General features: G+C 66.4%; 28 protein-coding genes. 16 read left to right on the plus strand and 12 right to left on the minus strand.

The features are described from left to right. Positions 1 to 139 precede the first annotated feature (139 nt). A complete protein-coding gene (locus ACNJYD_RS16775; protein ID WP_257187439.1) occupies positions 140 to 283 on the plus strand; it encodes a hypothetical protein in 144 nt (47 codons plus the stop codon). Positions 284 to 549: 266 nt separating this feature from the next. Here ACNJYD_RS16775 and ACNJYD_RS16780 read toward each other — a convergent pair whose 3' ends face one another. Together ACNJYD_RS16780 and ACNJYD_RS16785 are read right to left on the minus strand one after the other, a co-directional pair. Next, on the minus strand, positions 550 to 1131 hold the full coding sequence (locus ACNJYD_RS16780) for a flavodoxin family protein (protein ID WP_439367004.1): 582 nt from the start codon (positions 1129 to 1131) through the stop codon (positions 550 to 552). 141 nt (positions 1132 to 1272) lie between these two features. Then, a complete protein-coding gene (locus ACNJYD_RS16785) occupies positions 1273 to 1740 on the minus strand; it encodes a winged helix-turn-helix transcriptional regulator (RefSeq protein WP_439367006.1) in 468 nt (155 codons plus the stop codon). A gap of 121 nt (positions 1741 to 1861) precedes the next feature. On the opposite strand from ACNJYD_RS16785, the gene ACNJYD_RS16790 reads away from it, so the two are divergent. Together ACNJYD_RS16790 and ACNJYD_RS16795 are read left to right on the plus strand one after the other, a co-directional pair. Next, positions 1862 to 2635 (plus strand): SDR family oxidoreductase, encoded by a 774-nt coding sequence (locus tag ACNJYD_RS16790; RefSeq protein WP_439367008.1) that lies wholly within the window; start codon positions 1862 to 1864, stop codon positions 2633 to 2635. 155 nt (positions 2636 to 2790) lie between these two features. After that, on the plus strand, positions 2791 to 2973 hold the full coding sequence (locus ACNJYD_RS16795; RefSeq protein WP_172783394.1) for a hypothetical protein: 183 nt from the start codon (positions 2791 to 2793) through the stop codon (positions 2971 to 2973). A 63-nt stretch (positions 2974 to 3036) separates the two neighbouring features. Here ACNJYD_RS16795 and ACNJYD_RS16800 read toward each other — a convergent pair whose 3' ends face one another. Next, entirely contained in the window at positions 3037 to 3645 is a 609-nt protein-coding gene (locus ACNJYD_RS16800) for an FMN-dependent NADH-azoreductase (RefSeq protein WP_439367010.1), read from the minus strand. An 83-nt stretch (positions 3646 to 3728) separates the two neighbouring features. Here ACNJYD_RS16800 and ACNJYD_RS16805 point away from each other — a divergent pair, with 83 nt between their 5' ends. After that, a complete protein-coding gene (locus ACNJYD_RS16805) occupies positions 3729 to 4181 on the plus strand; it encodes a winged helix-turn-helix transcriptional regulator (protein WP_260379422.1) in 453 nt (150 codons plus the stop codon). 84 nt (positions 4182 to 4265) lie between these two features. On the opposite strand, the gene dprA is transcribed toward ACNJYD_RS16805, so the two are convergent. Then, complete coding sequence (gene dprA, locus ACNJYD_RS16810; protein WP_439367012.1) at positions 4266 to 5408, minus strand: DNA-processing protein DprA; 1143 nt, start codon at positions 5406 to 5408, stop codon at positions 4266 to 4268. 91 nt (positions 5409 to 5499) lie between these two features. Between dprA and ACNJYD_RS16815 the strand changes: the two genes are divergently transcribed. After that, on the plus strand, positions 5500 to 6744 hold the full coding sequence (locus tag ACNJYD_RS16815) for an amidase (RefSeq protein WP_439367014.1): 1245 nt from the start codon (positions 5500 to 5502) through the stop codon (positions 6742 to 6744). Here ACNJYD_RS16815 and ACNJYD_RS16820 read toward each other — a convergent pair. From ACNJYD_RS16820 to ACNJYD_RS16835, 4 genes are all read right to left on the minus strand, one after another. Continuing rightward, complete coding sequence (locus tag ACNJYD_RS16820) at positions 6736 to 7935, minus strand: patatin-like phospholipase family protein (protein WP_439367016.1); 1200 nt, start codon at positions 7933 to 7935, stop codon at positions 6736 to 6738. The genes ACNJYD_RS16815 and ACNJYD_RS16820 overlap by 9 nt on opposite strands. A 210-nt stretch (positions 7936 to 8145) precedes the next feature. After that, the gene (gene plsY, locus ACNJYD_RS16825; protein WP_439367018.1) at positions 8146 to 8742 is read right to left on the minus strand and encodes a glycerol-3-phosphate 1-O-acyltransferase PlsY; all 597 of its coding nucleotides are present in this window, start codon (positions 8740 to 8742) and stop codon (positions 8146 to 8148) included. A gap of 44 nt (positions 8743 to 8786) precedes the next feature. Then, entirely contained in the window at positions 8787 to 10088 is a 1302-nt protein-coding gene (locus ACNJYD_RS16830; RefSeq protein ID WP_172783810.1) for a dihydroorotase, read from the minus strand. Between the two features lie 5 nt (positions 10089 to 10093). Next, positions 10094 to 11041, minus strand: coding sequence for an aspartate carbamoyltransferase catalytic subunit (locus ACNJYD_RS16835; RefSeq protein WP_197952821.1), 948 nt, complete (start codon positions 11039 to 11041; stop codon positions 10094 to 10096). Positions 11042 to 11265: 224 nt separating this feature from the next. Between ACNJYD_RS16835 and ACNJYD_RS16840 the strand changes: the two genes are divergently transcribed. From ACNJYD_RS16840 to ACNJYD_RS16855, 4 genes are all read left to right on the plus strand, one after another. Beyond that, the gene (locus ACNJYD_RS16840; RefSeq protein ID WP_439367021.1) at positions 11266 to 12612 is read left to right on the plus strand and encodes an NADase-type glycan-binding domain-containing protein; all 1347 of its coding nucleotides are present in this window, start codon (positions 11266 to 11268) and stop codon (positions 12610 to 12612) included. Next, positions 12609 to 13382, plus strand: a complete 774-nt coding sequence (locus ACNJYD_RS16845; RefSeq protein ID WP_439367023.1) for a M15 family metallopeptidase — start codon at positions 12609 to 12611, stop codon at positions 13380 to 13382. Before ACNJYD_RS16840 ends, ACNJYD_RS16845 begins: the two co-directional genes overlap by 4 nt. A 188-nt stretch (positions 13383 to 13570) precedes the next feature. Further along, positions 13571 to 15214: an acyl-CoA dehydrogenase family protein gene (locus tag ACNJYD_RS16850; protein WP_439367025.1), complete on the plus strand. Its 1644-nt coding sequence runs from the start codon at positions 13571 to 13573 to the stop codon at positions 15212 to 15214. 23 nt (positions 15215 to 15237) lie between these two features. Continuing rightward, positions 15238 to 16002 carry a lysostaphin resistance A-like protein gene (locus ACNJYD_RS16855; protein ID WP_439367027.1) on the plus strand — a complete coding sequence of 255 codons (765 nt, stop codon included), beginning with the start codon at positions 15238 to 15240 and terminating at the stop codon, positions 16000 to 16002. A gap of 130 nt (positions 16003 to 16132) precedes the next feature. On the opposite strand, the gene ACNJYD_RS16860 is transcribed toward ACNJYD_RS16855, so the two are convergent. Both ACNJYD_RS16860 and ruvX read right to left on the minus strand, forming a co-directional pair. Further along, positions 16133 to 17056: an AEC family transporter gene (locus ACNJYD_RS16860; RefSeq protein WP_439367029.1), complete on the minus strand. Its 924-nt coding sequence runs from the start codon at positions 17054 to 17056 to the stop codon at positions 16133 to 16135. 4 nt (positions 17057 to 17060) lie between these two features. Beyond that, positions 17061 to 17546 (minus strand): Holliday junction resolvase RuvX, encoded by a 486-nt coding sequence (gene ruvX, locus ACNJYD_RS16865; RefSeq protein WP_212255095.1) that lies wholly within the window; start codon positions 17544 to 17546, stop codon positions 17061 to 17063. A 46-nt stretch (positions 17547 to 17592) separates the two neighbouring features. Between ruvX and ACNJYD_RS16870 the strand changes: the two genes are divergently transcribed. Next, complete coding sequence (locus ACNJYD_RS16870) at positions 17593 to 17808, plus strand: hypothetical protein (RefSeq protein WP_172783408.1); 216 nt, start codon at positions 17593 to 17595, stop codon at positions 17806 to 17808. Here ACNJYD_RS16870 and ACNJYD_RS16875 read toward each other — a convergent pair. Next, positions 17795 to 18685 carry a LysR family transcriptional regulator gene (locus ACNJYD_RS16875; protein WP_212255096.1) on the minus strand — a complete coding sequence of 297 codons (891 nt, stop codon included), beginning with the start codon at positions 18683 to 18685 and terminating at the stop codon, positions 17795 to 17797. The genes ACNJYD_RS16870 and ACNJYD_RS16875 overlap by 14 nt on opposite strands. 98 nt (positions 18686 to 18783) lie before the next feature. Between ACNJYD_RS16875 and ACNJYD_RS16880 the strand changes: the two genes are divergently transcribed. The 6 genes from ACNJYD_RS16880 to ACNJYD_RS16905 all read left to right on the plus strand — a co-directional run bounded on the left by ACNJYD_RS16880 (position 18784) and on the right by ACNJYD_RS16905 (position 23377). After that, positions 18784 to 19761 carry an NAD(P)H-dependent flavin oxidoreductase gene (locus ACNJYD_RS16880; protein ID WP_439367032.1) on the plus strand — a complete coding sequence of 326 codons (978 nt, stop codon included), beginning with the start codon at positions 18784 to 18786 and terminating at the stop codon, positions 19759 to 19761. A gap of 189 nt (positions 19762 to 19950) precedes the next feature. Beyond that, the gene (locus tag ACNJYD_RS16885) at positions 19951 to 21027 is read left to right on the plus strand and encodes an NAD(P)H-dependent flavin oxidoreductase (protein WP_439367034.1); all 1077 of its coding nucleotides are present in this window, start codon (positions 19951 to 19953) and stop codon (positions 21025 to 21027) included. 76 nt (positions 21028 to 21103) lie between these two features. Beyond that, positions 21104 to 21391 carry an Asp-tRNA(Asn)/Glu-tRNA(Gln) amidotransferase subunit GatC gene (gatC, locus tag ACNJYD_RS16890; RefSeq protein ID WP_128265297.1) on the plus strand — a complete coding sequence of 96 codons (288 nt, stop codon included), beginning with the start codon at positions 21104 to 21106 and terminating at the stop codon, positions 21389 to 21391. 14 nt (positions 21392 to 21405) lie between these two features. Then, a complete protein-coding gene (locus ACNJYD_RS16895) occupies positions 21406 to 21618 on the plus strand; it encodes a hypothetical protein (protein WP_027547180.1) in 213 nt (70 codons plus the stop codon). Then, on the plus strand, positions 21615 to 23090 hold the full coding sequence (gatA, locus tag ACNJYD_RS16900) for an Asp-tRNA(Asn)/Glu-tRNA(Gln) amidotransferase subunit GatA (RefSeq protein ID WP_439367037.1): 1476 nt from the start codon (positions 21615 to 21617) through the stop codon (positions 23088 to 23090). Before ACNJYD_RS16895 ends, gatA begins: the two co-directional genes overlap by 4 nt. Then, complete coding sequence (locus tag ACNJYD_RS16905) at positions 23081 to 23377, plus strand: hypothetical protein (RefSeq protein ID WP_439367039.1); 297 nt, start codon at positions 23081 to 23083, stop codon at positions 23375 to 23377. The genes gatA and ACNJYD_RS16905 overlap by 10 nt, the downstream gene beginning before the upstream one ends. 14 nt (positions 23378 to 23391) lie before the next feature. Here ACNJYD_RS16905 and ACNJYD_RS16910 read toward each other — a convergent pair whose 3' ends face one another. Further along, positions 23392 to 24831: an FkbM family methyltransferase gene (locus ACNJYD_RS16910; RefSeq protein ID WP_439367041.1), complete on the minus strand. Its 1440-nt coding sequence runs from the start codon at positions 24829 to 24831 to the stop codon at positions 23392 to 23394. Positions 24832 to 24891 lie beyond the last annotated feature (60 nt).

Below are 24891 nucleotides of genomic sequence, written 5' to 3' on the forward strand. Positions count from 1 at the left end.
GTGGGCGTAATGTCCTGTCGGGCATGGATTCGGGTGGGGTCTGGTGACTAGGCCAGGAAAGAAACGGGCGCGCGCTGGATCAGGCGCGCCGGGGGGCTCGCGCAACGAGGAACCGGGGGAGGGCGGCGCGGACGAAGCCGTGGCCTTCATCGCCGAGCAGACCGGCGCCCTGCGCAAGTTGGCCGAGCGCCACAAGCTGGACGTGCTGCATTATCTCTTAGGCATGACTCAGCTCGAGGCCGACGAGCATCTGCGGCTACGGACCAGGCGCAAGCTGTCGTGAGGGTGGGGCCTTCGTTCCCGTCATCCTGAGGTGTGAGGCTTGAGATGCGAATGCATCGCAAGCCGAGCCTCGAAGGATGAGCGGCCCCACTGATGCAGCCGGGCCGTCGCCCTTCGAGGGCCGCTGAAGAACGGCCACCTCAGGGTGACGGTGATAGTATCGAGCGCGCTGCTCTAACCCAGTCATTGCGAGCGCAGCGAAGCAATCCAGAATCCCACCTCGGCAAGACTCTGGATTGCTTAACTGCGCTCGCAATGACGGTGTGGTTAGCCGTTGCGCTTTGCCAGCTTGGCCAATCGCTGGCCGAGATATTCGGCGGTGGTCAAGTCGCTGTGGGGCAATGCACCGTCGATGATGTTTGTTGCCAGTCCAAGCTGGCTGCCCAGACGATTGCGGCCGGTCGGGTCCTCTCCTCCCGGGACGTCCAGACCGCACCAGAGCATGCCGTGCTGAGCAGCCAGGATGGTAAAGTAGGTCAGCGTGTGGAGCTGATCGCCGCTCGCACAGGCGCCCGTGGTGAATCCGGCCGCGATCTTGTTGGCCCATCGCTGCTGACTCCATCGGTCACTTGAAGCGTCTGCGAAGGCTTTGAATTGCGCCGCTGGTCCGCCCATGTAGGTCGGACTGCCAAACGCGACCGCGCTGGCGTGGTCGATCGTTTCCAGGAAGCTCTCGTTCTGGAAGCGGCCTGACATGATGTCGTTGCCCGTAATGCGGCAACGCGCGACGTCCGCTATGCCATCCGCTCCGCGCGCCACCGCATGCGCCAGCTTCTCAGTGGTACCGGTGATGGAGAAATAAATGATGGCGAGCAGGGGCATGGCGGCCACTTTCGGGAATTTAGCCATCTTCGACGCCCTTTATGCTTTGTACAAGTCGCACGACGTCGTCATTGCGAGCGTAGCGAAGCAATCCAGAGTCTTGCCGCGGGAGGCAGTCTGGATTGCTTCGCTGCGCTCGCAATGACGGGGTGGGACCGCTTGGGACGATCACGCCGACCTTCGTCGCGGCGCCGGCCGCGGCTTCAGCGTGGTGTCGGCAGGGTTGAGCAGGCGGCCGTCCTCGGCGTGCATTTCGAGCTTCTTCACCGGGCGGCCCTTCTCGCGATCGACCAGGATGGTCGCGATCTCCTCAGGGCGGTCATCGAACTCCTCGCTCCATTGCCGCAGCGCGACCAGGATCGGGAAGGTGCCGCGGCCCTTCGGCGTCAGCACATATTCCTGATAGGCGCTGCCGTCGGAGGCGGGGGCGGTTTCCAGAATGCCGTGATCGACCAGCGACCGCAGCCGCGTCGCCAGGATGTTCTTGGCCATGCCGAGCTTGTTCTGAAACTCGCCGAAGCGGCGGACGCCGAACAGCGCCTCGCGGATGATCAAGAGCGACCACCAGTCGCCGAGCGCATCCAGCGACCGCGCGATCGGGCAGGCATCGCCGGCAAAGCTCGTCCGTTTCACCATTTCGTCCGTCCTGTCGCGTTCGCACGGCGCCAGCGCGGATCACGCGCTTGTGTGGTTGCATTATAAAACCGAATGCCCTAGATGGCAATGTAGTTTCATAATGCAACTACTGGAGGCGAGCGTGAGACTGAAGGAGAAGACGGCCCTGATCACCGGCGGCAATAGCGGCATCGGGCTGGCAACGGCAAAACTGTTCGTGGCCGAGGGCGCCAAGGTGGTGATCACCGGGCGCAACAAGGAGACGCTGGCGGCGGCAGCGAAGGAGCTTGGGCCGAACGCGCTCGCGCTGCCAGCCGACGCGACGGACATCGCGGCGACGGAAGCTGCGATCAAGCAGGGCGCGGAGAAATTCGGCAAGTTCGACATCGTGTTCGCCAATGCCGGCATCGCCGGCGGCACGCCGCTGGGATCGGCGACACCAGAGGTGTTCGAGAAGGTGATCAGCACCAATCTGACCGGCGTGTTCTTCACCGTTCAATCCGCGTTGCCCCATCTCAACGACAACGCCTCGATCATCCTCAACGGCTCGGTGATCTCAGTGCTCGGCATTCCCGGCTATTCGGCCTATGGCGCGGCGAAGGCCGGCGTGCGCGCGATGGCGCGGATCATGGCTTCGGAACTGTCGCCGCGCGGCATCCGCGTCAATGTCGTTGCGCCCGGCGCGATCCGCACGCCGATCTGGGGGCCCGCGACCGCGACGCCCGAAGCCGAGAAGGCGTTCGAGAAGCGGATTGCGCTGTCGACGCCGCTCGGCCGCATCGGTGAAACCGATCACGTTGCGAAGACGGTGCTGTTCCTCGCCTCCGATGATGCCGCGCATGTGCAGGGACAGGAAATCTTCGTCGACGGCGGCGCGGTGGCCTCGCCGAGCGGCGCGCCGATCTATCGCGGCTGATCAAACCAAGCGCAAATTGAATCGGCCGGCGCAGTGCGGCTGCGCCTGCCGGTTCCTACGTCTTGAGATGCATTGACGAGGCGTTGAACCTTCGCGCAAGCTGCAAAGACTTTTTACGGGCAGGGGACAGACTCGCTATCTAAGGAGGGTCGATCATGACAAAAGCGGCCCGCATTTTCGCGTCGATTTCATCACCGCGCGTCTTCACCGAACGACCCGCCGTTCCGGCCAAGCGTTCCGACACGGCCGAGTTCGTGGCCATCGCGTTGTTCTCCGGGATCGGCCTGTTCGTTTCGCTCGTTGCCGTGATCCTGGGCATGCAGGGCGTCTGGTCTTAGCGTTGCGGATCGTGCCGCCGTCAGCCGCCGCGCCATCCGGCGGCGGCCGATTTCGGCACGTCGTCAGGCCGCGTGCAGGCTGGTGGCTGCCTGAAGCGCGCCCGCAAGTGCTTTCTCGCGGTGATCCGGTCCGACCTGGATGCCGTCGGCGATGATGAACTCGGCATTGTGGATGCCCATGAAGCCGAACACACCGCGCAGATAGCTTTCGAGGTGCTCCAGCGCTGCGGCGGGTGAGCCCGCGCCGTAATAGCCGCCGCGCGAGATCGCGACGATCACGCGCTTGCCGCCGGCGAGCCCCTCCGGCCCGGCCGCGCCATACTTAAAGGTCTTCCCCGCTACAAGGATGCGGTCGATCCAGGCCTTGAGCTGGCTCGGGATGGTGAAATTGTACATGGGCGCGCCGATCACGACGATGTCGGCAGCCAGGAACTCGTCCAGCGCGGCCGCGCTTGCGGCAAGGTCCGGTCCGAGTTCCGCCGGCGCAGGCGCGCCTTGCGCGGCGGCGAGATGCGAGCCGGAAAGGTGGGCTAGCGGCGTCTGGGTCAGGTCGCGGTAGACGATCTCGAGCGAGGGCGTGGCCTGCCGGAGACGGTCGACGATGGCGGCGGAAACCTGCCGGCTGACGGAGTGGGGGCCGAGCACGCTGGAGTCGATGTGGAGGAGTTTCATGTGGGGTCACCCTGGTATAAGTTTGTAACCAGCGCTACATGAGTGACTGTCGAAATCTCCGCAAGAACGCACTTTTTTGAGCCATGGGCACATCATTGAAACCTGCGAACATCGAAATGCCTGCTCCGCCGCGGCCAAATCCGAGGCCGGATCCAAGGCCGGATCCAAGGCCCATGCCGGATCCCAACCATGCGGACTGCCGTGGGGTCGCCTCCGTGCTGTCGCGCGTCGGCGACAAATGGAGCGTGTTCGTCATCATGATGCTGAGCGACGGGCCAAAGCGCTTCAACGAGCTCAAGCGCATGATCAACGGCATCTCGCAGCGGATGTTGACCCTGACGCTGCGCGGCCTCGAGCGCGACGGCCTCGTCACGCGCACGATCTTTCCGACCATCCCGCCACGGGTGGACTATGAGCTGACCGAGCTTGGCCACGGCCTGTCGCGCCCCGTCGAGGCGCTCGGCAAATGGGCGAAGGACCATCTGGATCGGATCGAGGCCGCGCGCACGAAATTCGACCAGCGCAACGAGGGCTAAAGCGCGATATTAAATCGCGCTTTGGCCTCTTTTTTTGAGCATGATCTTTTCGAAAAACCGCTGCACACTTTTTCGGATCATGCTCTAAAGCAGCGACACCAATCCGCCGCCGTGACGTTCGAGCTTGCCGGCGAGCTCGAGCTCCAGCAGCACGGTGCGCACGATCGCAGGCGAGGCGCCGGACATCCGTACGAGGTCGTCGATCGAGATCGGGGCCGGGCCGAGCAGGCCGGTGATCTGGTCGCGATCATGGCTTTGCGGATCGCTTTCGAACGGCTCGCTGTCGGGCTCGCCCGCGGGATGCATCAGCGGCCGCTCCATGATCGGCTGAACCGCGTTGACGATGTCGGCGGCCTCGGTGACGAGCGTTGCGCCCTGCTTGATCAGGTCGTTGGTGCCGGCGGCGCGCGGATCGAGCGGCGAGCCCGGAACGGCGAACACCTCGCGTCCCTGTTCGGCCGCCATGCGTGCTGTGATCAGCGAGCCCGAGCGGTGCGCCGCCTCGACCACGACGACGCCGAGCGAAGCGCCCGAGATCAGCCGGTTGCGACGGGGAAAGTCGCGGGCGCGCGGCTCGTGGCCGAGCGGCATCTCGGAGATCGCTGCGCCCTGGTGGTCGAGGATCGCGGCGAGCAGGTCGCCATGCTCGGGCGGATAGATGCAGTCATGGCCGCCGGCGAGCACGGCGATCGTGCCGCTCTCGATGCTGGTGCGATGCGCGGCCTGGTCGACGCCGCGGGCGAGCCCGGAGATGACGACGAAGCCGGCTTCGCCGAGCTCGCGCGCGAGCTGGCCGGCGAATTTCAGGCCGGCGCCGGAAGCGTTGCGCGAGCCGACGATCGCGATCATCGGCCGCGTCAGGGTTTTGGTCTCGCCGCGCACCGCGAGCAGTGGCGGCGCATCGTCGATCATCGCCAGCCGTGCCGGATAGCCGTCCTCGCCGGGCGCACGCCAGGCGATGCCGAATTTGCGGCTCGCGGCGAGCTCGGCCTTCGCTTCATCCGTACTGCAGATGCGCGCCGATCGCGCCGCGCCGCCGCGGCGGGCGAGATCAGGCAGCCGTTCCAGCGCGGCGCGCGGGCTGCCGAAATGATCGACCAGCGAGCGGAAGGTGCGCGGCCCGACATTGTCGGAACGGATCAGCCGCAGGCGGTCGATCCGCTCAGTCTCGGTCAGCTCTATGCTCGGATTGATGGCGTCCACGGCGTCTCCTTGTGGGCGCAGCATGGAACAACCTGAGGGCGTTGCGCAACAGTGACGTGCGCTTGCACGACCTCGCTGCGATGCTAAAAGCGGTCGCAATAAGAAGGATGTTGCCATGCTCTCACTTGCCGACCTCCAGCGCCGCATCGAAGCGGGGGAGCTTTCGCCCGATGACGCCATCGCCCAGTCGCATGCGGCGATCGAGGCCAGGGAGAAGGACGTCCGCGCCTTCGTCCGGCATGATAGATCCGCGAGGGCGCAAGCCTCGGGCCCGCTGCGCGGCATTGCCGTCGGGATCAAGGACATCATCGACACCGCCGATATGCCGACCGAGATGGGCTCGGAGATCTATCGCGGCTGGCAGCCGCGCGCTGATGCACCGGTCGTGATGATGCTGAAGCGGGCCGGGGCCACCATCATCGGCAAGACCACCACGACTGCGTTCGCCTCGAGCGATCCGACCCCGACGCTCAATCCGCACAATCCCGGCCACACGCCCGGCGGCTCGTCCTCGGGTTCGGCGGCGGCCGTCGGCGCCGGCATGATCCCGCTGGCGCTGGGCACCCAGACCGGCGGCTCGGTGATCCGGCCGGCGGCCTATTGCGGCGCTGCCGCGATCAAACCGTCGTTCCGGATGCTGCCGACGATCGGCGTGAAGTGTTATTCGTGGGCACTCGACACGGTCGGCCTGTTCGGCAGCCGTGCGGAAGATCTCGCGCGCGGATTGCTGGCGATCACCGGCCGCACTGAATTCGACGGCATCGGTCCAGCCAAGGCACCGCGCATCGGCGTGGTCAGGCAGGAGTTTGCCGAAGCCGTGGAGCCGGCGGCAGAGGAGGGCTTGCAGGCTGCGATCAAGGCGGCCGAGAAGGCCGGCGCCCGGGTGCAGACCATCGATCTGCCCGAGGCGGTCAAGGAAGCCTGGCGCATCCACCCCGTCATCCAGAACTTCGAGGCGCATCGCGCGCTGGCCTGGGAGTTTTCCGAGCGTCACGACGAGATCGCGCCGCTGCTGCGCGCCAGCCTCGATGAGACGGTCGGACTGACACCGAAGGAATACGACGATGCGCGCCGCATCGCCCGCCGTGGCCGTCGCGAGCTCAGCGAGCTGTTCGAAGGGTTCGACGTGCTGCTGACCTATTCGGCGCCGGGCACGGCGCCGGCCAAGGAGCTCGCCTCGACCGGCTCGCCCCGTTACAACCGGCTGTGGACGCTGATGGGCAATCCTTGCGTCAATGTGCCGGTGCTGAAGGTTGGCGGCCTGCCTGTTGGCGTGCAGGTGATCGCGCGGTTCGGCAATGATCCTGTCGCGTTGACATCTGCCTGGTTCCTGGAAGACGCGTTGGCGAAATCAGGCTAGCGCGGGTTCGGAACGAGCAGGGGCCTGAGCGGGCGCTGAGGGCGCTGCGCCGGCTCTTGCACCTTGCCCGAGCCAGCGCTCGGCGGCTTCGCGGCCGCTTCGGTGCAAGAGGCGAATGAAGCCGCGGCCGAGATCGGTGGATGAGCGTTGCGCCAGGCCGTCAACGGAGTCTTCCGCCGCGATCCTGGAGAGCCGCAGCGACGGCGCGGCATGGGCCTGCGCCCATTCGATCGCGGCGATCTCGGCATTGAGCGCGGCGTTGGCCGCGATCTGGTCGAGCCGGCGGTCGATCGCGGCGAGCGTGATCGGCACGTAGCTGTCGCGCGTCGGCGTGACCTGGACCAGCAGCAGATCCGTTGCCGCCGTGTCCTGCACCAGCCGCAGCAGCGGCGGATTGCCGCCAAAGCCGCCGTCCCAATAGGCTTCGCCGTCGATCTCGACCGCACAATGGACCAGCGGCGGGCAGGTCGAGGCCAGCGCGATGTCGGCGGTGATGGCCTCGTTGCCGAAAATCTGCTGCTGCCCGTCGCGGATCCGCGTCGCCGCGATCAGCAGCTTCGGGCAGCGGGCATCGCGCAGGACGGAAAAGTTGATGTCGCGGGAGACCGCCTGCCGCAGTGGATCGAGATCGAACGGATCGAACTGGCCGGAGCGCAGGGTCGGGCCGAATGCGACCGAGCTTCCCGCCGGCGAGAAGCCGCCGATCAGCATCAGCGAGCGGAACGAGGCCTCGTGCATCAGCCGGACCCAGAACCGGCTCAGTCGCGACCGGGCGCCTTCGCGGCCGCCTTCGGCCAGGCCGCAAGCAAGCAGCAGCGCGTTGATGGCGCCGGCGCTGGCGCCGCTGATGGTGTCGATCTCGATGGACGTCTCTTCGAGCAGCCGCTCCAGCACGCCCCAGGTGAAGGCGGCAAAGGTGCCGCCGCCCTGCAGCGCCAGCGAGAGTCTTCGCGGCGGCCATTGGTCGGAGCGCGCCTGCGTGGGCGCGACCGGTGCAGCCTGGGTGACGACGATGTCGAGCGGAGCGTGGGGTTCAACGGCGGGCTCCGGCTGCGGCGCTGGCCGTGAAGTAGGGACAGGGGTGGGCGCGTCGGACCAGATATTGGTCGCCGAGAGCAGCCGGCTTGCCGCAGTGCCGGAAGCACCGAGCGAACCGATCCCGTCATTCGCGCCGACAATCTTCTCGCTCATTCTGAGCAACCGCCTAATGCCGTTTCCCGTGTCAGGATGACAGGCATGGAACCCGTTCGCTACAGCCTGCCGTGACTCGCAGGACAATTGCGAACAGGATTTCGCATATAATGCGGAAGAGGTGCGGCGGTATCCGTACTTTTTCCGGCTTCAGATTCTCGTTTGACGCGTTCTCTTGACGCGAACCGGCATCCACTTCGCTCGAAAACGCTAGGCCTTCTCGCCGATCCGGCTTTCCTTGCCTGCTTGCAACCGCTTGATGTTCTCGCGATGCGCGTAGAACAACAGCAGCGTCAGCACCGCTGCCAGCGCCGACAATGCGAGGTGACCGAACCACCACAGGAATATCGGCGTGATGAATGCCGCCACCAGCGCCGACAGCGAGGAATAGCGGGTGGTGAAGGCGGTCGCCAGCCAGAGCAGGCAGAACACGACGGCGCCCGGCCAGAACAGCCCGAGCAGGATGCCGATATAGACCGCCACGCCCTTGCCGCCTTTGAACTTGAGCCAGACCGGGAAGAGATGGCCGAGGAACGCGCCGAGCCCCGCCACCATCGCGGCATTGGGGCCTGCGATGTAGCCGGCGATCACCACCGCCACGGTGCCCTTGAGCGCGTCGAACAGCAGGGTGCCCGCGGCAAGGCTCTTGCGTCCGGTGCGCAGCACGTTGGTGGCGCCGATGCTGCCGGAGCCGATCGAGCGGATATCCTGGGTGCCCGCGAGCCTGGTCAGGATCAGCCCGAACGGAATCGAGCCGAGGAGATAGCCGATGACGAAAGCCACCGGCAGAAACGGTTCAAGCGCCATGGCGGCATCTCCAAAGGCCCATCCACGTCGAACGAATCCACTGCTCAGACATGCTCATACACCGTTCGTCCGCCAACAATGGTGCGCACCACCCGGCCTGTAAAGCGGGCCTCGTCGAACGGGGTGTTCTTGCAGGGCGACTTGAGGTCGGCGGGATCGACCACCCAGGGCACGTCGGGGTCGATCACGATGACGTCGGCCGGGCTGCCGGCACGCAGGGTTCCGCCCGACAGGCCGAGCAGCTCGGCGGGGCGGGTCGACATCGCGCGGATCAGCGTCTTCAGCTCGATCTCGCCATTATGCACCAGCCGCAGGCCGGCCGGCAGCATGGTCTCGAGCCCGATGGCGCCGGGCGCGGCTTCCGCGAACGGCAGGCGCTTGCCCTCGACGTCCTGCGGATTGTGGTCGGACATGATGACGTCGAGCAGGCCGGAGCCGATCGCCGCCACCAGGGCGCGGCGGTCGTCCTCGGTGCGCAGCGGCGGCGACAGCTTCAGGAACGAACGGTAAGGACCGATGTCGTTCTCGTTCAGTGCCAGATGGTTGATCGAGACCGAGGCGCTGACGGCGAGCCCGGCATCGCGGGCGCGCTGGAGGATGTCGAGGGAATCGATGCAGGTCAGCGACGCCGCGTGATAGCGGCCGCCCGTGAGGGCGACGAGGCGCAGATCGCGCTCCAGCATCACGGCTTCGGCGGCATTCGGGATGCCCATCAGGCCGAGCCGCGAGGCGAACTCGCCCTCGTTCATGACGCCCTCGCCGACCAGATCGGGGTCCTCGGTGTAATGCACGATCAGCGCGTCGAAATCGCGCGCATAGGTCAGCGCGCGGCGCATCACCTGCGCATTGATCACGCTTCTGGCGCCATCGCTGAAGGCGACGGCGCCCGCGGCCTTGAGCAGGCCGAACTCGGTCATCTCCTGGCCGTGCATGCCCTTGGTGAGGGCGGCCATCGGCTGGATGTTGACGATCGCGGTGTCGCGGGCGCGGCGCATCACGAAATCGACCGTCGCCGAATTGTCGATCACCGGCGAGGTGTCGGGCTGGCAGATGATGGTGGTGATGCCGCCGGTTGCGGCCGCCTGGCTCGCCGAGGCGAAGGTCTCGCGGTGGCTGAAGCCGGGCTCGCCGACAAAGGCGCGCATGTCGATCAGGCCGGGTGCGACGATCTTCCCGGCGCAGTTGACGATGTCGGTGCCCTCGGGGACGCCGGCAGCGCCAATGCCGCGGCGGGTCTCGCGGATGGTGCCGTCGGCGATCAGGACGTCGCCGACCCCGTCGAAATCCCTGGAGGGATCGACGACGCGGGCATTGGCGAGCAGGATGGGGCGGCGATCGGTCAACATCGGCATCACGCGTTCGGCAGGTTACGGGCGAGCGCTTCCAGCACCGCCATGCGCACGGCCACGCCCATCTCCACCTGCTCGCGGATCAGGGATTGCGCACCGTCGGCGACCGCGGTGTCGATTTCGACGCCGCGGTTCATGGGGCCGGGATGCATCACGAGCGCGTCCGGCTTGGCGTAGGCGAGCTTCTTCTGGTCGAGCCCGAAATAGTGGAAGTATTCGCTCGACGAGGGCACGAAGGAGCCGTTCATGCGCTCGCGCTGCAGCCGCAGCATCATGACGATGTCGGCGCCGTTGAGACCCTCGCGCATGTCGCGCGCGACCTCGACGCCCATCCGTTCGATGCCGGGCGGCAAGAGCGTGGACGGACCGACGACGCGAACGCGCGCGCCCATCGTGTTGAGCAGGATGATGTTGGAGCGGGCGACGCGCGAATGCAGCACGTCGCCGCAGATCGCGACCACGAGGCCCTCGATCCGGCCCTTGTTGCGCCGGATGGTGAGTGCGTCGAGCAGCGCCTGGGTCGGATGCTCATGCGCGCCGTCGCCGGCATTGATCACGGAACCGTCGACCTTGCGCGCCAGCAGCTCCACCGCGCCGGAGGCGTGATGGCGCATCACCAGGATGTCCGGGTGCATCGCATTGAGCGTCATCGCGGTGTCGATCAGCGTCTCGCCCTTCTTGATGGACGAGGAGGCGACCGACATGTTCATGACGTCGGCACCCAGCCGCTTGCCGGCGAGCTCGAACGAGGATTGGGTCCGGGTGGAGGCCTCGAAGAAGAGGTTCACCTGCGTCCGTCCGCGCAGGACGGTGCGCTTCTTGTCAACCTGGCGGTTGAGCTCGACGTATTCTTCGGACAGGTCGAGGAGGCCGCTGATGTCGGCCGCGGAAAGGCCCTCGATGCCCAGCAAATGCCGGTGGCCGAGGACGAAGGTCGATTTCGATGTCATTAAAAGCAGAGCTATAGGGGCGGACGGCGGGGGGAGCAAGCTTCAAATCCCGCCGCCGGACTTATCCACGGCGCTTTGCCGCCGGGACGGGCGCCCCGCCTGTGTTCGGGGCAGCCGCTTTGCGCTAGACTCGTGCCGTTCGTTGCGTCACGGGCTGGATCATGACGAGCATGCGGTATTTTAATCGACTGGCGCGCAATGTTGCTGCGCTCGCGACCGCGTGCATGGCGGGCCTAGCGACACCGGCTTGGGCCGAAAAACGCGTCGCACTCGTGATCGGCAACGATCTCTATCCGAACCTGCCGGCCGACCGGCAATTGAAGAAGGCCGGCAATGACGCGACGACCGTGGCCGACGCGCTGAGGTCGCTGGGGTTCGACATCGTGCTCGGGACCAATCTTGGTCGCCAGGGCATGATCGACCGGCTCGCGGACTTCACGGCGCGGCTCGAGCCGGGCGATACCGCCGCCGTGTTCTATGCCGGACATGGCGTTGCGATCGCGGGGGTGAACTACCTCGTGCCGAGCGACGTTCCCACCGTCAATGAGGGCGCCGAAGCGCGGGTGCGCGGCGCCTCGATCGCCGAGCCCGACGTGATTGCGGAGCTTCAGGCCAAGGCGGTGCGGGTCGCCTTCGTCGTCATCGATGCCTGCCGTGACAATCCGTTTCCGCGCGCCGCAGGGCGTTCGATCGGGAACACGCGCGGGCTCGCCGACGCCCGGCCCGCACGCGGGATCTTCACGCTCTATTCCGCAGGCATCGGCCAGACCGCGCTCGACCAGCTCAGCAGCAACGATACGGCGCACAACTCGGTGTTCACGCGGATCTTCGTCGAGCAGCTCAAGCGGCCGGAGTTGCATCTCGGCGATCTCGCGGTCGAGGTGCGCGAGCGCGTGGCGGCGCTGGCCCTGACCGCGACGGATGCCGGCGGACAGCCGGCACCGCACGAGCAGACGCCCGCCTATTACGACCAGACGCTCGGCGGGCGCATCTTTCTCTGGAATGGGGGAGCGTCGAACGGGACGCCGAAAGTGGCGGGCATGCTGGTGAAGCCGCCGGCAAAGCCTGCGGTCGCGGAGCGCGCCACCATGCGTCCGCCGCGTCCCTCCGCGGCAGGCGAAAGCTGCGCCCGCAGCGGCTTCGAGACTTATTGCGTCAGCTCGATGCTGAAGCCGCAATTCGGCAATTCATACGGCGCAGCGAATTTGTTCGACGCCTCGACAGGGACGGCCTGGGTCGAGGGCGCCTCGGGCAACGGCATCGGCGAATGGATCACCATCGAGTTCGAAACCGTGCGGCGGGTCAAGTCGATCCACGTGCAGAACGGCTACCAGAAAAGCCCCGACATCTTCGCCAAGAACAACAGGGTCCGCCAGCTCCGCGTGCTGTTCTCGGGCGGCGAGTCGCGGATATTCATCCTCAACGATGAGCTGTCGGCGCAATTGCTGACATTGCGGACGCCGATCGCAGCCTATTGGATGCAATTCATCATCGACGACGTCTGGGCCGGCAACAAATATACGGACACCGCCATCACGAAGCTTCTGGTCAGCTCGGATCCGGTGCAATGATCGCGAGGACCGGAACCGCGGCGCGCGCAGCGCTTGTCGCGCTGCTCACACTATCGTTTCTCGCCCCCGTGCGGGCGCAGACCTTGCCCGGCGACTTCGTCTTTCTGCGCGACATCGATCCCAGCATCATCCAGGACATCCGCTACGCCACGTCGAACAATTTCGTCGGGCGTCCGCTCGCCGGCTACAATGCCGGCGAATGCGTGGTGAAGCGCGAGGTGGGGGTGCGGTTGAAGGCGGTGCAGCAGGAACTGTCGGCGCAAAATCTCTCGCTCAAGATGTTCGACTGCTACCGGCCGGCGCGGGCCTCGCTCGACATGGTGAAGTGGTCGCAGAACGGCCACGAGACCGCTGCGGAGCGGCGCTACAACCCGAAGATCCCGAAGACCGAGCTGTTCCGTCTCGGCTACATTGCGAGCCGCTCCCAGCATTCGACCGGTGCGGCGCTCGATCTCACGCTGGTCGATCTCAAGGCGGACAATTCCGCCAAGTTTGATCCAGCAAAGGCCTATGCCGATTGCACCGCGCCGGTCGAGGCGCGGGCGCCGGAGGGCAGCGTCGACATGGGCACAGGCTACGACTGTACCGACGCGAAGGGGCATACCGCCGCAACCCCGATCAATGCGGAGCAGCGTACCTGGCGCAAGCGGCTGGTGGCTGCGATGGCAAGGCAAGGCTTTGTGAACTATTCGAAGGAGTGGTGGCATTTTTCACTGCCGGGGGCGGGCGGGGCGGCCTATGATTTCCCGATCGAGCCGCGAAGAAGGTAGAGTTTGATTGAAGCGGATGCAGCCGCGAGTCGGGTTACCTCTCCCAAGCGGAGAGGTCGGCGCGAAGCGCCGGGTGAGGGGATCAGCTCCCTCGGTAGACCGTAACCCCTCACCCGCGCCTGCGGCGCGACCTCTCCCGCCGGGAGAGGTGGCACTGCCCGAGCCGAGATAGATTCGATGGAAGCACAATGACCCAGCCCGCATTTGCGACCCACGAGGTCTTCAACCAGTCGCCGCCATTCGAGGACGTTGATCTTTTCGCCGTGGACCGGCCGCTGGTCGAGGCGGTCAGGGCCAATGGCGGCGCGGCGGCGGAGCGTGAGCTCTCCGAGTTCGGCCGGCATTGGGGCTCGGCTGCGATGGCCGATCGCGGGCGCGTGGCGAACGAGAATACGCCGAAGCTGCGCAGCTTCGATGCCAAGGGCAACCGCCGCGACCAGGTCGAGTTTCATCCCGCCTATCACGAGCTGATGGCGCACAGTGCGCATGCCGGCGTGCACAATTCCACCTGGACCGCGGATGGTAAGCCGGCGGGCGCTGGCGCCGAGGTCATTCGCGCCGCAAAGTTCTACATGGCAGCCCAGGTCGAGACCGGCCACCTCTGCCCGATCACGATGACGCGCGCTTCCGTCGGTGCCCTGGCGATGCAGCCCGACTTGCTCGCGGGGGTAATGCCCGTGCTGTCGACGAAGAGCTACGACCCGGGCTTTGCACCGTGGTGGGGCAAGCGCGGCATGACGCTCGGCATGGGCATGACCGAGAAGCAGGGCGGCACGGACGTGCGCGCCAACATGACGCGCGCGGTGCGCGACGGGGACGGCTATCGCATCACCGGCCACAAATGGTTCATGTCGGCGCCGATGTGCGATGCGTTCCTCGTGCTGGCGCAGGCCGAGGGCGGGCTGACCTGTTTCTTCATGCCGCGCTTCGCGCCGGATGGTTCGGTCAACGCCATCCAGTTCCAGCGGCTGAAGGACAAGCTTGGCAACCGCTCCAATGCCTCGTCCGAGGTCGAGTTCGTCGGCGCCTACGCCGAAAGGGTCGGCGAGGAGGGCAAGGGCATCCGCACCATCATCCAGATGGTGCAGCTGACGCGACAGGATTGCGCGATCGCCTCCGTCGGCCTGATGCGCTCGGGGCTTGCGCATGCGCTGCACCACGCCCGCCACCGCAGCGTGTTCCAGAAGCATCTAGCCGACCAGCCATTGATGCAGGCCGTGCTGTCGGACATGGCGCTGCATGTGGAAGCGAGCACGGCGCTGGTGATGCGGCTCTGCCGCGCCTTCGACCGCACGCCGCACGATGCGGCGGAGGCGGCCTATATGCGGCTGCTCACGCCGGCGATCAAATACTGGACCTGCAAGAGCGCGCCGCCGTTCCTCTTTGAGGCGATGGAGTGCCTCGGCGGCAACGGCTATGTCGAGGACGGCATTTTGGCGCGCCATTATCGCGAGTCGCCGGTCAACGCGATCTGGGAAGGTTCGGGCAACGTGATGTGCCTCGACGTGCTCCGCGCGCTCTCGCGCGAGGGCGAGGTGGCGATGGCGGTGCTGCAAGCGCTGGCGGCCGAGACCAGGGGGCTGCCTGGGGCAGGCGAGGCCGTTACCTTCATCGGCAAGACGTTTCGGCGCGCCGACGGCGAGCGCGTCGCGCGGCTTGCGGTCGAGAAGCTGGCATTGCTGGCCGCGGCCGCGGCGCTCAACGGCATATCACCGCGCCAGGCCGAATTGTTCGCCGCGACGCGCCTCGCGACGAACCATGCCAGCATGTATGGCGCGGTGGAACTCGACAGCGCCGACGTGCGCGCGCTGCTGGAGCGGGCGCTGCCGTGAGTCTCCAAAACGAAAGCCTTCCGATGGACTCCCTCAATCCCGATCATCCGCCGCTGACCGAGACGCCAGCGACGCCGCGCGTCTGGAAGTTCTGGGGCACGGCGCTGTGGGGCCTCTTCATCTTCGTCGCGATGTTCGTCGGGCAGATCGGTGCCGTCGTTGCGCTGGCAGCGCTGCGTGGTCTTCCCAGGGACCTCGCCTCGCTTCAGCTTGTCGGCCATGAGCCCCAGACGCTCGCGCTCTCGGTGATCATGGGGCTGCCGGCGACGCTGCTTGCGGTCTGGCTCGCCATTCGCATCAAGAAGGCCTCCTTCGTCGACTATCTCGCGCTGCATTGGCCGTCATGGAAGCAGCTGCTGTTCGGCGCGATCGGCCTCATCCTGATCGTACTGCTCTGGGAAACGATGTCGCGCGCGCTCGGCCGCGAGGCGACGCCGGGCTTCATGACCGATCTGTTGAAATCGGGCCGCGACAAGGGCGCGGCGCTGCTGCTGCTCGCCGCATTCGCAGTGGCGGCGCCGATGTCGGAAGAGGTGCTGGCGCGCGGCTTCCTCTACCGCGGCTGGTCGGCGAGCTTTCTGCGCGTCCCCGGTGCGATCCTGCTGTCGTCGCTGGTCTGGACGGTGGTCCACCTGCAATACGATTTCTATTTCCTCGCCGAGGTTTTCTGCATCGGCCTGTGGTTCGGCTACATGCGCTACCGCTCCGGCTCGCTGTGGCTCACCATCGCGCTGCACGCGCTGAATAATCTGACTGCGGTGGTGCTGACGATGTGGCTGGGGGGCTGAGGCTTCATACTCCGTCATTGCGAGGAGCCCTTGCGACGAAGCAATCCAGAGTGTCTCCGCGGAGGGATTCTGGATTGCTTCGCTGCGCTCGCAATGACGGCGGAGAGAGTTGCGCTCTTAATGACGCATGCTAGGCCACCAGCGCGATGGCGATCGGCATCGTGATCGCCGCCAAAATCGTCTGCAGCGTGATGATCTGTGCGAGCAGCGGCGCGTCGCCGCCCATCTGGCGGGCCAGCACATAGGCGCTCGACGAGGTCGGGACCGCCGAGCAGATCGCAACGATCGCCAGGCTGTCGCCGGTTAGTCCGAACCAGACGGCAAGCGCGAGCGCGAGTGCAGGCATCAGCACTAGCTTGAAACCGACGCCGATCGCCGCGGCAGCGCTCGGGCGCAGCAGGCCTTCCAGATGCAGTCCCGCGCCGGTGACGAGCAGGCCGATGGCGAGCGAGGATCGACTGAGCGCGTCGGCAACCTCATGCCAGAGCTTTGGCAGCGGCAGGTGAGTGACGTTGATCAAGAGGCCGATAGCGCAAGCCCAGATCAGCGGATTGCGGATCACCGTTATGACGATCGTGCGGGCGGACTTCTTTTCGGGCGAAGCATAGTGCGCGAGCACGGCGACGCTGAACACGTTGACCAGGGGAATGATCGCGACCATCGCCACGGAAGCGAGGGCCAGCCCGAGGTCGCCGAACATGTTGGCGGCGACCGACAGCCCGACGAAGGTCTGCCAGCGCGTCGCGCCCTGAAAGATCGAGGTGAAGGCGGGGCCGTCGATGTCGAGCCGGGACAGGGCCGGGCGCAATGCGAGGCAGAGCAGCGACATCGCCAGCGCAGACAGCAGCAGCGCGCCGCCGACGCCGGCGACCGGAACCTTCGTGAGGTCCGCCTTCACCAGCGTCTGGATCAGCAGCATCGGAAACAGCACGAAATAGGTCAGCCGCTCCAGCCCGTGCCATTGCGTGTCCAGCCGCATCAGGCTGCGCTTCAGCACGACGCCGAGCACGATGAGGATGAAGACCGGCAGCAGCGCCGCGACGACGACCGCCATGGGATCAGCCGGGTCCCTTGCGCAGGTTTGCCAGGCGATCGAGCGCGCCTTGCAGGATGAAGATCGCGGCGTGCTCGTCGATGACCTCGGCGCGCTTGGCGCGGCTCACGTCCATCCCGATCAGCTCGCGTTCGACTGCCGCGGTCGAGAGGCGCTCGTCCCAGAGACCGATGGGCAGGGCGGTCAGTCCGGCCAGATTGCGCGCGAAGGCGCGGGTCGATTGCGCGCGCGGTCCCTCGCTGCCGTCCATGTTGATGGGCAGGCCGAGCACGAAGCCGACCGCCTTGCGCTCGGCGGCGATGGCAAGCAGCCTGGCGGCGTCCTGCTTGAACTGCTTGCGCTGGATCGTTTCGACGCCAGTGGCCAAGCGGCGGTCGGGGTCGGACACGGCAACGCCGATGGTCTTGGTGCCCAAGTCGAGCCCGACCAGCGCGCCGCGTTCGGGCCAGTGGGTTGCAGCATCGACCAAGGTGAGGATAAGAGCCGGCATGGATTTAGCGCATATCATGCGTCGCGCTGCAGAGTGAACCCGGAACGTGGATGCGCTGACATTATTCGGCCTGTTCGCCGTCACGGCGATGCTGGTCACTTACGCCTTGGAAGCCCGCAGCCATTGGTTCGTGCTGCTGTTTGCGGTGTCCTGCGCCCTCGGCTCGGCCTACGGCTTCCTTCAGGGCGCCTGGCCGTTCGGTCTCGTCGAAGCCATCTGGGCCGTCGTAGCGCTGCGACGGTGGTCGATCAGGCCGCGATGACGTCGTCATTCTTGGTCAGGCAGGCGATGAAACCTTGCAGCGCGCTGTACTGATGTCCGGTGCTGCGCCGGATGAAGAGTGTCTCGACACGTGCGTGTGACGTGCTCAGCGTGTGGATGGCGACCGCGCCATTCATCGCGCTGCGTTCCACGACGGCGCGTGGCAGCAGCGTCACACCCATGTCGGCGGCAACGCAGCCGATCATGCCGTCGAGCGTGCCGAGCTCGAAGCGCGCCGCCGACGGCCAGCCGAACTCGACGAAGATCTGTTCGAGCCGCTGGCGATAGGTGCAGCCGGTGCGGAACACCAGCGCGGTCGGGCCCGACTCCGGCGTGCCGGCGCGCAGCTCGGTGAGCGAAGCCCAGCGCCGCGCGCTGACGAGTACCAGCTCTTCGCGGAATGCGCTCGTCGCGGCGAGATCGTCATGGGTGATGGGCCCTGCGACGAAGGCGCCGTCGAGCGTGCCGTCGAGCACGCTGGCGACGAGGTCGGCGGTCGGCGCGGTGCGCAAGGAAAGGCGCACAGCCGGGAAGCGGCGGTGGAAATCGGCGAGCAGCGGCGGCAGCCGCACCGCGGCCGTGGTCTCCATCGAGCCGATCGCGAGCGGACCCTTCGGCTCGCCATCGTCGCGCGCGGCGAGCAAGGCTTCGCGCGAGAGCGCCGCCATCTTTTGCGCGTAGGGCAGAAGGCGCTTGCCGGCACCCGTCAGCGTCATGCCGCGTGAGTGCCGCTCGAACAGCGGCGTGCCGATCTCCGCCTCCAGTGCCTTCACGCGCTGGGTGACGTTCGACTGCACGGTGTTGAGCTCTTCGGCGGCGCGGGTGATGCCGCCGGTGCGGGCGACCGCGGCGAAGGTCTTGATATCGCTGAGTTCCATGGCGCCGTTTCGCTTTTGAGATTGCAGCGTTCGCAACAATTCATTTTTCGAGAATGCTAGTCGCGCCTACTCTCGCTGTCCAGACCGGGGGAGGAGCCATGCCGATGACGCCGCCGCTGACCACGCTGCTTAGGATCAAGCATCCCATCCTGCTGGCGCCGATGGATGTCATCGCCGGCAGCCGTCTGGTCGCGGCGGTGAGCCGCGCCGGCGGGTTCGGCATTCTTGGCGGCGGCTATGGCGAGCGGGCGTGGCTGGAGCAGGAGACGGCGAAGCTCGCCGACCTCAGTGCACCGTTCGGGATTGGCTTCATCACCTGGAGCCTTGCCAAGCGGCCCGAGCTTCTCGATGTCGCGCTCGCTGCAAAACCAGCTGCGATCATGTTGTCGTTCGGCGACCCCGCGCCGTTCGCGTCCAGGATCAAGTCCGCCGGCGCGCGCCTGATCTGCCAGGTGCAGGATGAAGCGATGGCACAGCAGGCGCTCGATGCCGGTGCCGACATCCTGATTGCGCAGGGAACGGAGGCGGGCGGTCATGGCGCGTCGCGCACCACCGTCGATCTCGTGCCTGCTGTCGTCGATCTCGCCGCGGGGCGCGTTCCCGTGGTGGCGGCCGGCGGCATCGCGGATGGGCGCGGCCTCGCTGCCATGCTGATGCTCGGCGCGAGCGGCGTGCTGCTCGGCACGCGCTTCTATGCCAGCCAGGAGGCCGACGGCGCGGAGGAGGCCAAACGACGCATCTGCGCGGCGAACTCGGGTTCGACCGTGCGCGGCATCATCTTCGATCTCTCCCGCAACAATGTCTGGCCGGCGCCGTTTACCGGGCGGTGCCTGGTCAACGATCATGCGAAGCGCTGGATCGGCCGCGAGGTCGAGCTGATGCAGAATGTTGCCGCAGTCGCGGCCGATTATGCGGCAGCAAGGGCGGCGGGCAATTTCGACATCGCCGCGGTGATCGCCGGCGAGGCGGTCGGGCTAATCCATGATATTCCACCGGCGGCGGAGATCGTCGAGCGGATTGCAGTGGAGGCGGAGCAGTTGATCGCCGGGCGGAGAAACTCGCTGACAGCGGCGTAGACTTCCTACCCTCCCCTGGAGGGGGAGGGTCGATCGCGCGAAGCGCGAGCGGGGTGGGGTGACAGTCTCTCCATTGAGGCGGTGCCCGTGTTGAGAGATCACCCCACCCCGCTTCGCATTTCGCTTCGCGACATGCGAACCGACCCTCCCCCTCCAGGGGAGGGTAAGAAAGAACGAGAGAGAACAACCATGTGGCCTGACCGTCGACTGATCGACCTGTTCAAGACCGAATTCCCGATCGTGCTGGCGCCGATGGCGGGCGTGATGGATGCGGAGCTGGTGATTGCCGTGGCGCAGGGCGGTGGGCTCGGCTCGCTGCCAAGTGCGATGATCTCGCCGGAGAAGGCGCGCGAGCAGGTCGGTCTGATCCGCCAGCGCGTCAAGGCCCCGGTCAACATGAACTTCTTCTGCCATACGCCGGTCGAGCTGACGCGCGAAGCGGAGGCGCGGTGGAAGCAGCGGCTCGCGGGCTACTACGCCGAGCACGGTCTCGATCCCTCAGCGCCGATCGCGGCTGCGAACCGCGCGCCGTTCGATGCGGCGTTCTGCGAGGTGGTCGAGGAGCTGAAGCCGGAGATCGTCAGCTTCCATTTCGGCCTGCCGGAGCAAGCGCTGCTGAGGCGCGTGAAGGCGGCGGGTTGCCTCGTCATCTCGTCCGCGACGACGGTGAAGGAGGCGGTCTGGCTGGAAGAACGCGGCGTCGATGCCGTGATCGCGCAAGGGGCCGAGGCCGGCGGCCATCGCGGCATGTTCCTGACCGACAAGGCCGCCGAGCAGCCCGGGACCTTCGCGCTGGTGCCGCAGGTCGTCGACGCCGTGAAGGTGCCGGTGATCGCGGCGGGCGGCATCGCGGACGGACGCGGCATTGCCGCAGCCTTCGCGCTCGGCGCCTCGGGCGTGCAGATCGGCAGCGCCTATCTGCGCTGCCCGGAATCCAAGCTCAGCGCGGGCGGCCGCAAGGCGCTCGCCGAGGCGCGGGACGATTCCACCGTCATCACCAATGTCATGACCGGCCGGCCTGCGCGCGGGGTGCAGAACCGGCTGATGCGCGAGGCTGGCCCGATCTCGCCGGATGCGCCGCCGTTTCCCCACGCCGCGACCGCGCTGGGGCCGCTGAAGGCGGCTGCCGAAAAGCAGGGCAGGGTCGATTTCACCAATCTCTGGGCAGGGCAGGCCGTTGCGCTGGGCCGCGAGGTCCCCGCCGCCGAATTGACCCGGGATCTCGCCAAATCGGCGCTCGGGCGCCTGAAGGCCCTCGCCGGATAGGGGGAAGCGCCGGTTGCGGCGCAAAAGCGGCCTCTGCTATACGGCACATAGGTTTTGCCGTGAGAGGCCCTATATAATGTCTGTTGACGCCGCTACCGTCCGCCGCATCGCGCATCTGGCGCGTATTGCGGTTTCCGAGGACGAGGTTCCGCATCTGCAGGGCGAGCTCAACGCCATGCTCGCCTTCGTCGAGCAGCTCTCGGAGGTCAATGTCGAGGGCGTGGAGCCGATGACCTCGGTCACCCCGATGCAGATGAAGAAGCGGCAGGACGTGGTCGATGACGGCGAGATCGCCGACGATATCGTTGCCAACGCGCCCGCGACTGAAGGTCACTTCTTCCTGGTGCCGAAGGTCGTTGAATAAACAGGTTAGGTCCGATGTGCCTGCTTTGCGACGATGAGAAGGCCTATCAGGCCTACATGAATTACCTCGACAAGATGGAGCGGCAGGGCAAGGCTGCCGATCCCAACGTCGCCGTCAATGCCGTGCTCGACGAGATCGAGGCGGCCGCGAAAGCCGCCGCCAAAAAAGACGACCCGGCCAACGACAAGACCCTGTCTCCGTTCTTCTGCAGCCCGATCAATAAATGACCGATTTGACATCGCTGACGCTCGCCGAGGCCCGGAAGGGTCTCGCCGACAAGACTTTCACGTCGCTCGAGCTGACCGACGCGCATCTTTCCGCGATCGAAGCCGCGCGCGTGCTCAACGCCTTCGTGATGGAGACGCCCGATCGCGCGCGCGACATGGCGAAGGCCGTGGACGCGAAGATCGCCAAGGGCGAAGGCGGCCCGCTCGCGGGCATCCCGCTCGGCATCAAGGACCTGTTCGCGACCAAGGGCGTGCGGACCACGGCCTGCTCGAAGATCCTCGGCAATTTCGTGCCGACGTACGAGTCCACAGTGACCTCGCAGCTCTGGCGCGACGGCGCGGTGATGCTCGGCAAGCTCAACAATGACGAGTTCGCGATGGGCTCGGCCAACGAGACCTCGTGCTTCGGTCCCGTCGGCAATCCCTGGCGGCGCGAGGGCAGCAACACGACGCTGGTGCCGGGCGGCTCGTCCGGCGGCTCGGCCTCGGCGGTGGCGGCGCTGCTGTGCATGGGCGCGACTGCGACCGACACCGGTGGCTCGATCCGCCAGCCGGCCGCGTTCACCGCGACCGTCGGCATCAAGCCGACCTATGGCCGCTGCTCGCGCTGGGGCATCGTCGCCTTTGCGTCCTCGCTCGACCAGGCAGGTCCGATCGCGCGCAACGTACGCGACGCCGCGATGCTGCTGCGCTCGATGGCCGGACACGATCCCAAGGACACGACGTCGGTCGATATCCCTGTGCCGGATTACGAGGCAGCGATCGGCAAGTCCGTGAAGGGCATGAAGATCGGCATTCCCAAGGAGTATCGTCTCGACGGAATGCCGGCCGAGATCGAGAAGCTCTGGAGCGAGGGCGCCAAGTGGCTCAGGAGCGCCGGCGCCGAGCTCGTCGAGGTGTCGCTGCCGCACACCAAATACGCCCTACCGGCCTATTACATCGTGGCGCCAGCGGAGGCCTCGTCCAACCTCGCGCGCTATGACGGCGTGCGCTACGGCCTGCGCGAGCAGGGCAAGAACATCATCGAGCTCTACGAGAACACCCGCGCGGCCGGGTTTGGCGCAGAGGTGCGCCGCCGTGTCATGATCGGCACCTACGTGCTCTCGGCCGGCTATTACGACGCTTATTATTTGCGCGCGCAGAAGGTGCGCACGCTGATCAAGAAGGACTTCGAGGATTGCTTCGCGAGGGGCGTCGACGCGATCCTGACGCCTGCGACGCCGTCGGCGGCCTTCGGCATCGGCGAGAAGGGCGGCGCCGACCCGGTCGAGATGTATCTCAACGACATCTTCACGGTGACCGTGAACATGGCGGGCCTGCCCGGAATCGCGGTGCCAGCCGGCAAGGATGCGCAGGGGCTGCCGCTCGGCCTGCAACTGATCGGCCGTCCGTTCGATGAGGAGACGCTGTTCTCGCTCGGCGAGGTGATCGAGCAGGCCGCCGGCCGCTTCACGCCCGCGAGGTGGTGGTGAATGTCGCCGATTTCATCGCGAGCCTCGGCGGCGCGGCGCCCGCGCCGGACTTGAGCGCGCCGCTCGCCGGCCTCTGGTGGGCGGCGAAGGGCGACTGGGACCGCGCGCACACGATCGTTCAGGACGAGAGCAGCCGTGAGGCTGCCTGGGTGCATGCCTATTTGCACCGTGTCGAAGGCGATCTCGGCAATGCCGGCTATTGGTATCGCCAGGCCGGCCAGCCCGCGGCAAGGGATTCATTGGAAGCGGAGTGGGAGCGGATCGCTGCCACGCTGCTCGGGGCTTGACGGGGCCGGCCCGCTCACACGCGCGTGTTGGGAACTGCGCCGGCACGCCAAATCGCGTCATTAACGTGGTCGGGTGCCGTCACGCGCAGGCGCGGTGGGACCTCGACCCGTTGGCCCGCGCGCGCCCGCTGAAGAATGCGCCGGCGTTCGATCTCGGCACCAACCAGCGGCTGGCCGGCAAGCCAGTCGAGATCGACGAGGGAGGGAGCAAAGCAGGAGGAGAACGATGCCATCTGCTCGAGCCGCTCGAGTGCTGCGACCACGAACCAGCCGACGGGATTGGTCCCGGGCTCGAGATGGTCGAATCTCGGGCTTGCGGGCCAGAATGGCTCCAGGATTCGGCCTTTGCCGCCCTTGAGTACATCCGCCACGTACCGCAATGCGTTGACGGCGATGGCGCGGCTGCCGATATCCGAGGCGATGCGGGCAAGCGTTGAAAGGCGCGACAGCGAGGCCTGGTTCTGACACAGCGAGCCGAGTGTATCGCAGGCGAATTTCAGCGCCGCATAACGCCTGGGCAAGGCGAGTTCCTCGGAGCGCCAGGTCGCATAGGCGGCGAGGGCGTCGCGGTAAACCGGGTCCTGCGCCGCGGCGCCGCCCGACAGGGCCGCGAAAATGTGCGCGAAGGGTTGGGCTTCGAACTGGGTGAGTGCCCAGTCCCGCACCGTGTCGTCAGGCTCCCATGACGGGATGGTCTCGATCAAGAAGCCCTCTTGGGCGAGCGCTCTGGCGCGATCGCGCTTGGCTGCGAAGAGGTTCAGCTCATAGGGATCGAGCGGCTCGCCGAGCTTCACCGGCACCAGAACCGGCGCTCCGCCGATCAGCCGATAGATGTCGAAGCCCATGCTGGCGAAAGCGGCCGGCAGACGATCGTTCTGTTTGTCACCGGCTTTTATCTCGAACATGACGAGGGGGGAGCGCTCGGAGAGAAAGCCCTTCGCGCCGGCCAGGATTCGCTCCTCCTCGCCTTCCGCGTCCATCTTGACGAAGTCGATCGGGCCCCAATGCCTGGATCTCTGTTCGGCATCGAGCGAGGTGATCTGAATGCTTTCGGTGGGACCGCTGCCTTGCAGCGAGTTGAGCTCGCTGGAGGCGCCCAGCACCAGACGGCCCTCGCGCTCGCCATCCGACAGCGCCGCGGCGATGATATGCAGGTTGGCGGCCTCGTTCTTCGCCTTTCCGAGCGCGAGTAGCCGTCGTGGCTCGCTGGCCGGTTCATAGGCGAACACCTGCCCATGAGGGGCGAGCCGCCGCGCCATTGGCAGGCTGTAGACGCCGAGATTGGCCCCGATGTCGAGCGCGGACATGCCCGGCTTCAGCCAGCTTGCGAGGAATGCCGTCTCCTTCTCGAACCACGTCTCCTGCTCGAGGATGACGTAGGTGGTGATGGCCTCGAGGGAGGCCGTCACGACGATCTGCGTCCCATCGACCATCCGAAGCGTGAGCTCGCCCATCTTCCCTCTGGCATTTGATCCCTTGCGCCTTGTCATGACACGGTTCGGGTGCGATTTCAC

Source organism: Bradyrhizobium sp. SPXBL-02 (genome assembly GCF_051853065.1).
Classification (GTDB): Bacteria; Pseudomonadota; Alphaproteobacteria; order Rhizobiales; family Xanthobacteraceae; genus Bradyrhizobium.

Excerpts from the sequence above, each read along its gene's own strand:
- ACNJYD_RS16820 (WP_439367016.1), bottom strand. The coding sequence starts at position 7,935 with ATGAGCGAGAAGATTGTCGGCGCGAATGACGGGATCGGTTCGCTCGGT.
- gatA (WP_439367037.1), top strand. The coding sequence starts at position 21,615 with ATGACCGATTTGACATCGCTGACGCTCGCCGAGGCCCGGAAGGGTCTC.
- ACNJYD_RS16875 (WP_212255096.1), bottom strand. The coding sequence starts at position 18,685 with ATGGAACTCAGCGATATCAAGACCTTCGCCGCGGTCGCCCGCACCGGC.
- ACNJYD_RS16845 (WP_439367023.1), top strand. The coding sequence starts at position 12,609 with ATGATCGCGAGGACCGGAACCGCGGCGCGCGCAGCGCTTGTCGCGCTG.
- ACNJYD_RS16815 (WP_439367014.1), top strand. The coding sequence starts at position 5,500 with ATGCTCTCACTTGCCGACCTCCAGCGCCGCATCGAAGCGGGGGAGCTT.
- ACNJYD_RS16850 (WP_439367025.1), top strand. The coding sequence starts at position 13,571 with ATGACCCAGCCCGCATTTGCGACCCACGAGGTCTTCAACCAGTCGCCG.
- ACNJYD_RS16885 (WP_439367034.1), top strand. The coding sequence starts at position 19,951 with ATGTGGCCTGACCGTCGACTGATCGACCTGTTCAAGACCGAATTCCCG.
- ACNJYD_RS16895 (WP_027547180.1), top strand. The coding sequence starts at position 21,406 with ATGTGCCTGCTTTGCGACGATGAGAAGGCCTATCAGGCCTACATGAAT.
- ACNJYD_RS16785 (WP_439367006.1), bottom strand. The coding sequence starts at position 1,740 with ATGGTGAAACGGACGAGCTTTGCCGGCGATGCCTGCCCGATCGCGCGG.
- ACNJYD_RS16880 (WP_439367032.1), top strand. The coding sequence starts at position 18,784 with ATGCCGATGACGCCGCCGCTGACCACGCTGCTTAGGATCAAGCATCCC.
- ACNJYD_RS16840 (WP_439367021.1), top strand. The coding sequence starts at position 11,266 with ATGGCGGGCCTAGCGACACCGGCTTGGGCCGAAAAACGCGTCGCACTC.
- ruvX (WP_212255095.1), bottom strand. The coding sequence starts at position 17,546 with ATGCCGGCTCTTATCCTCACCTTGGTCGATGCTGCAACCCACTGGCCC.
- ACNJYD_RS16780 (WP_439367004.1), bottom strand. The coding sequence starts at position 1,131 with ATGGCTAAATTCCCGAAAGTGGCCGCCATGCCCCTGCTCGCCATCATT.
- plsY (WP_439367018.1), bottom strand. The coding sequence starts at position 8,742 with ATGGCGCTTGAACCGTTTCTGCCGGTGGCTTTCGTCATCGGCTATCTC.
- gatC (WP_128265297.1), top strand. The coding sequence starts at position 21,104 with ATGTCTGTTGACGCCGCTACCGTCCGCCGCATCGCGCATCTGGCGCGT.
- dprA (WP_439367012.1), bottom strand. The coding sequence starts at position 5,408 with ATGCTGCGCCCACAAGGAGACGCCGTGGACGCCATCAATCCGAGCATA.
- ACNJYD_RS16800 (WP_439367010.1), bottom strand. The coding sequence starts at position 3,645 with ATGAAACTCCTCCACATCGACTCCAGCGTGCTCGGCCCCCACTCCGTC.
- ACNJYD_RS16805 (WP_260379422.1), top strand. The coding sequence starts at position 3,729 with ATGGGCACATCATTGAAACCTGCGAACATCGAAATGCCTGCTCCGCCG.
- ACNJYD_RS16910 (WP_439367041.1), bottom strand. The coding sequence starts at position 24,831 with ATGGGCGAGCTCACGCTTCGGATGGTCGATGGGACGCAGATCGTCGTG.
- ACNJYD_RS16855 (WP_439367027.1), top strand. The coding sequence starts at position 15,238 with ATGGACTCCCTCAATCCCGATCATCCGCCGCTGACCGAGACGCCAGCG.
- ACNJYD_RS16830 (WP_172783810.1), bottom strand. The coding sequence starts at position 10,088 with ATGTTGACCGATCGCCGCCCCATCCTGCTCGCCAATGCCCGCGTCGTC.
- ACNJYD_RS16795 (WP_172783394.1), top strand. The coding sequence starts at position 2,791 with ATGACAAAAGCGGCCCGCATTTTCGCGTCGATTTCATCACCGCGCGTC.
- ACNJYD_RS16860 (WP_439367029.1), bottom strand. The coding sequence starts at position 17,056 with ATGGCGGTCGTCGTCGCGGCGCTGCTGCCGGTCTTCATCCTCATCGTG.
- ACNJYD_RS16835 (WP_197952821.1), bottom strand. The coding sequence starts at position 11,041 with ATGACATCGAAATCGACCTTCGTCCTCGGCCACCGGCATTTGCTGGGC.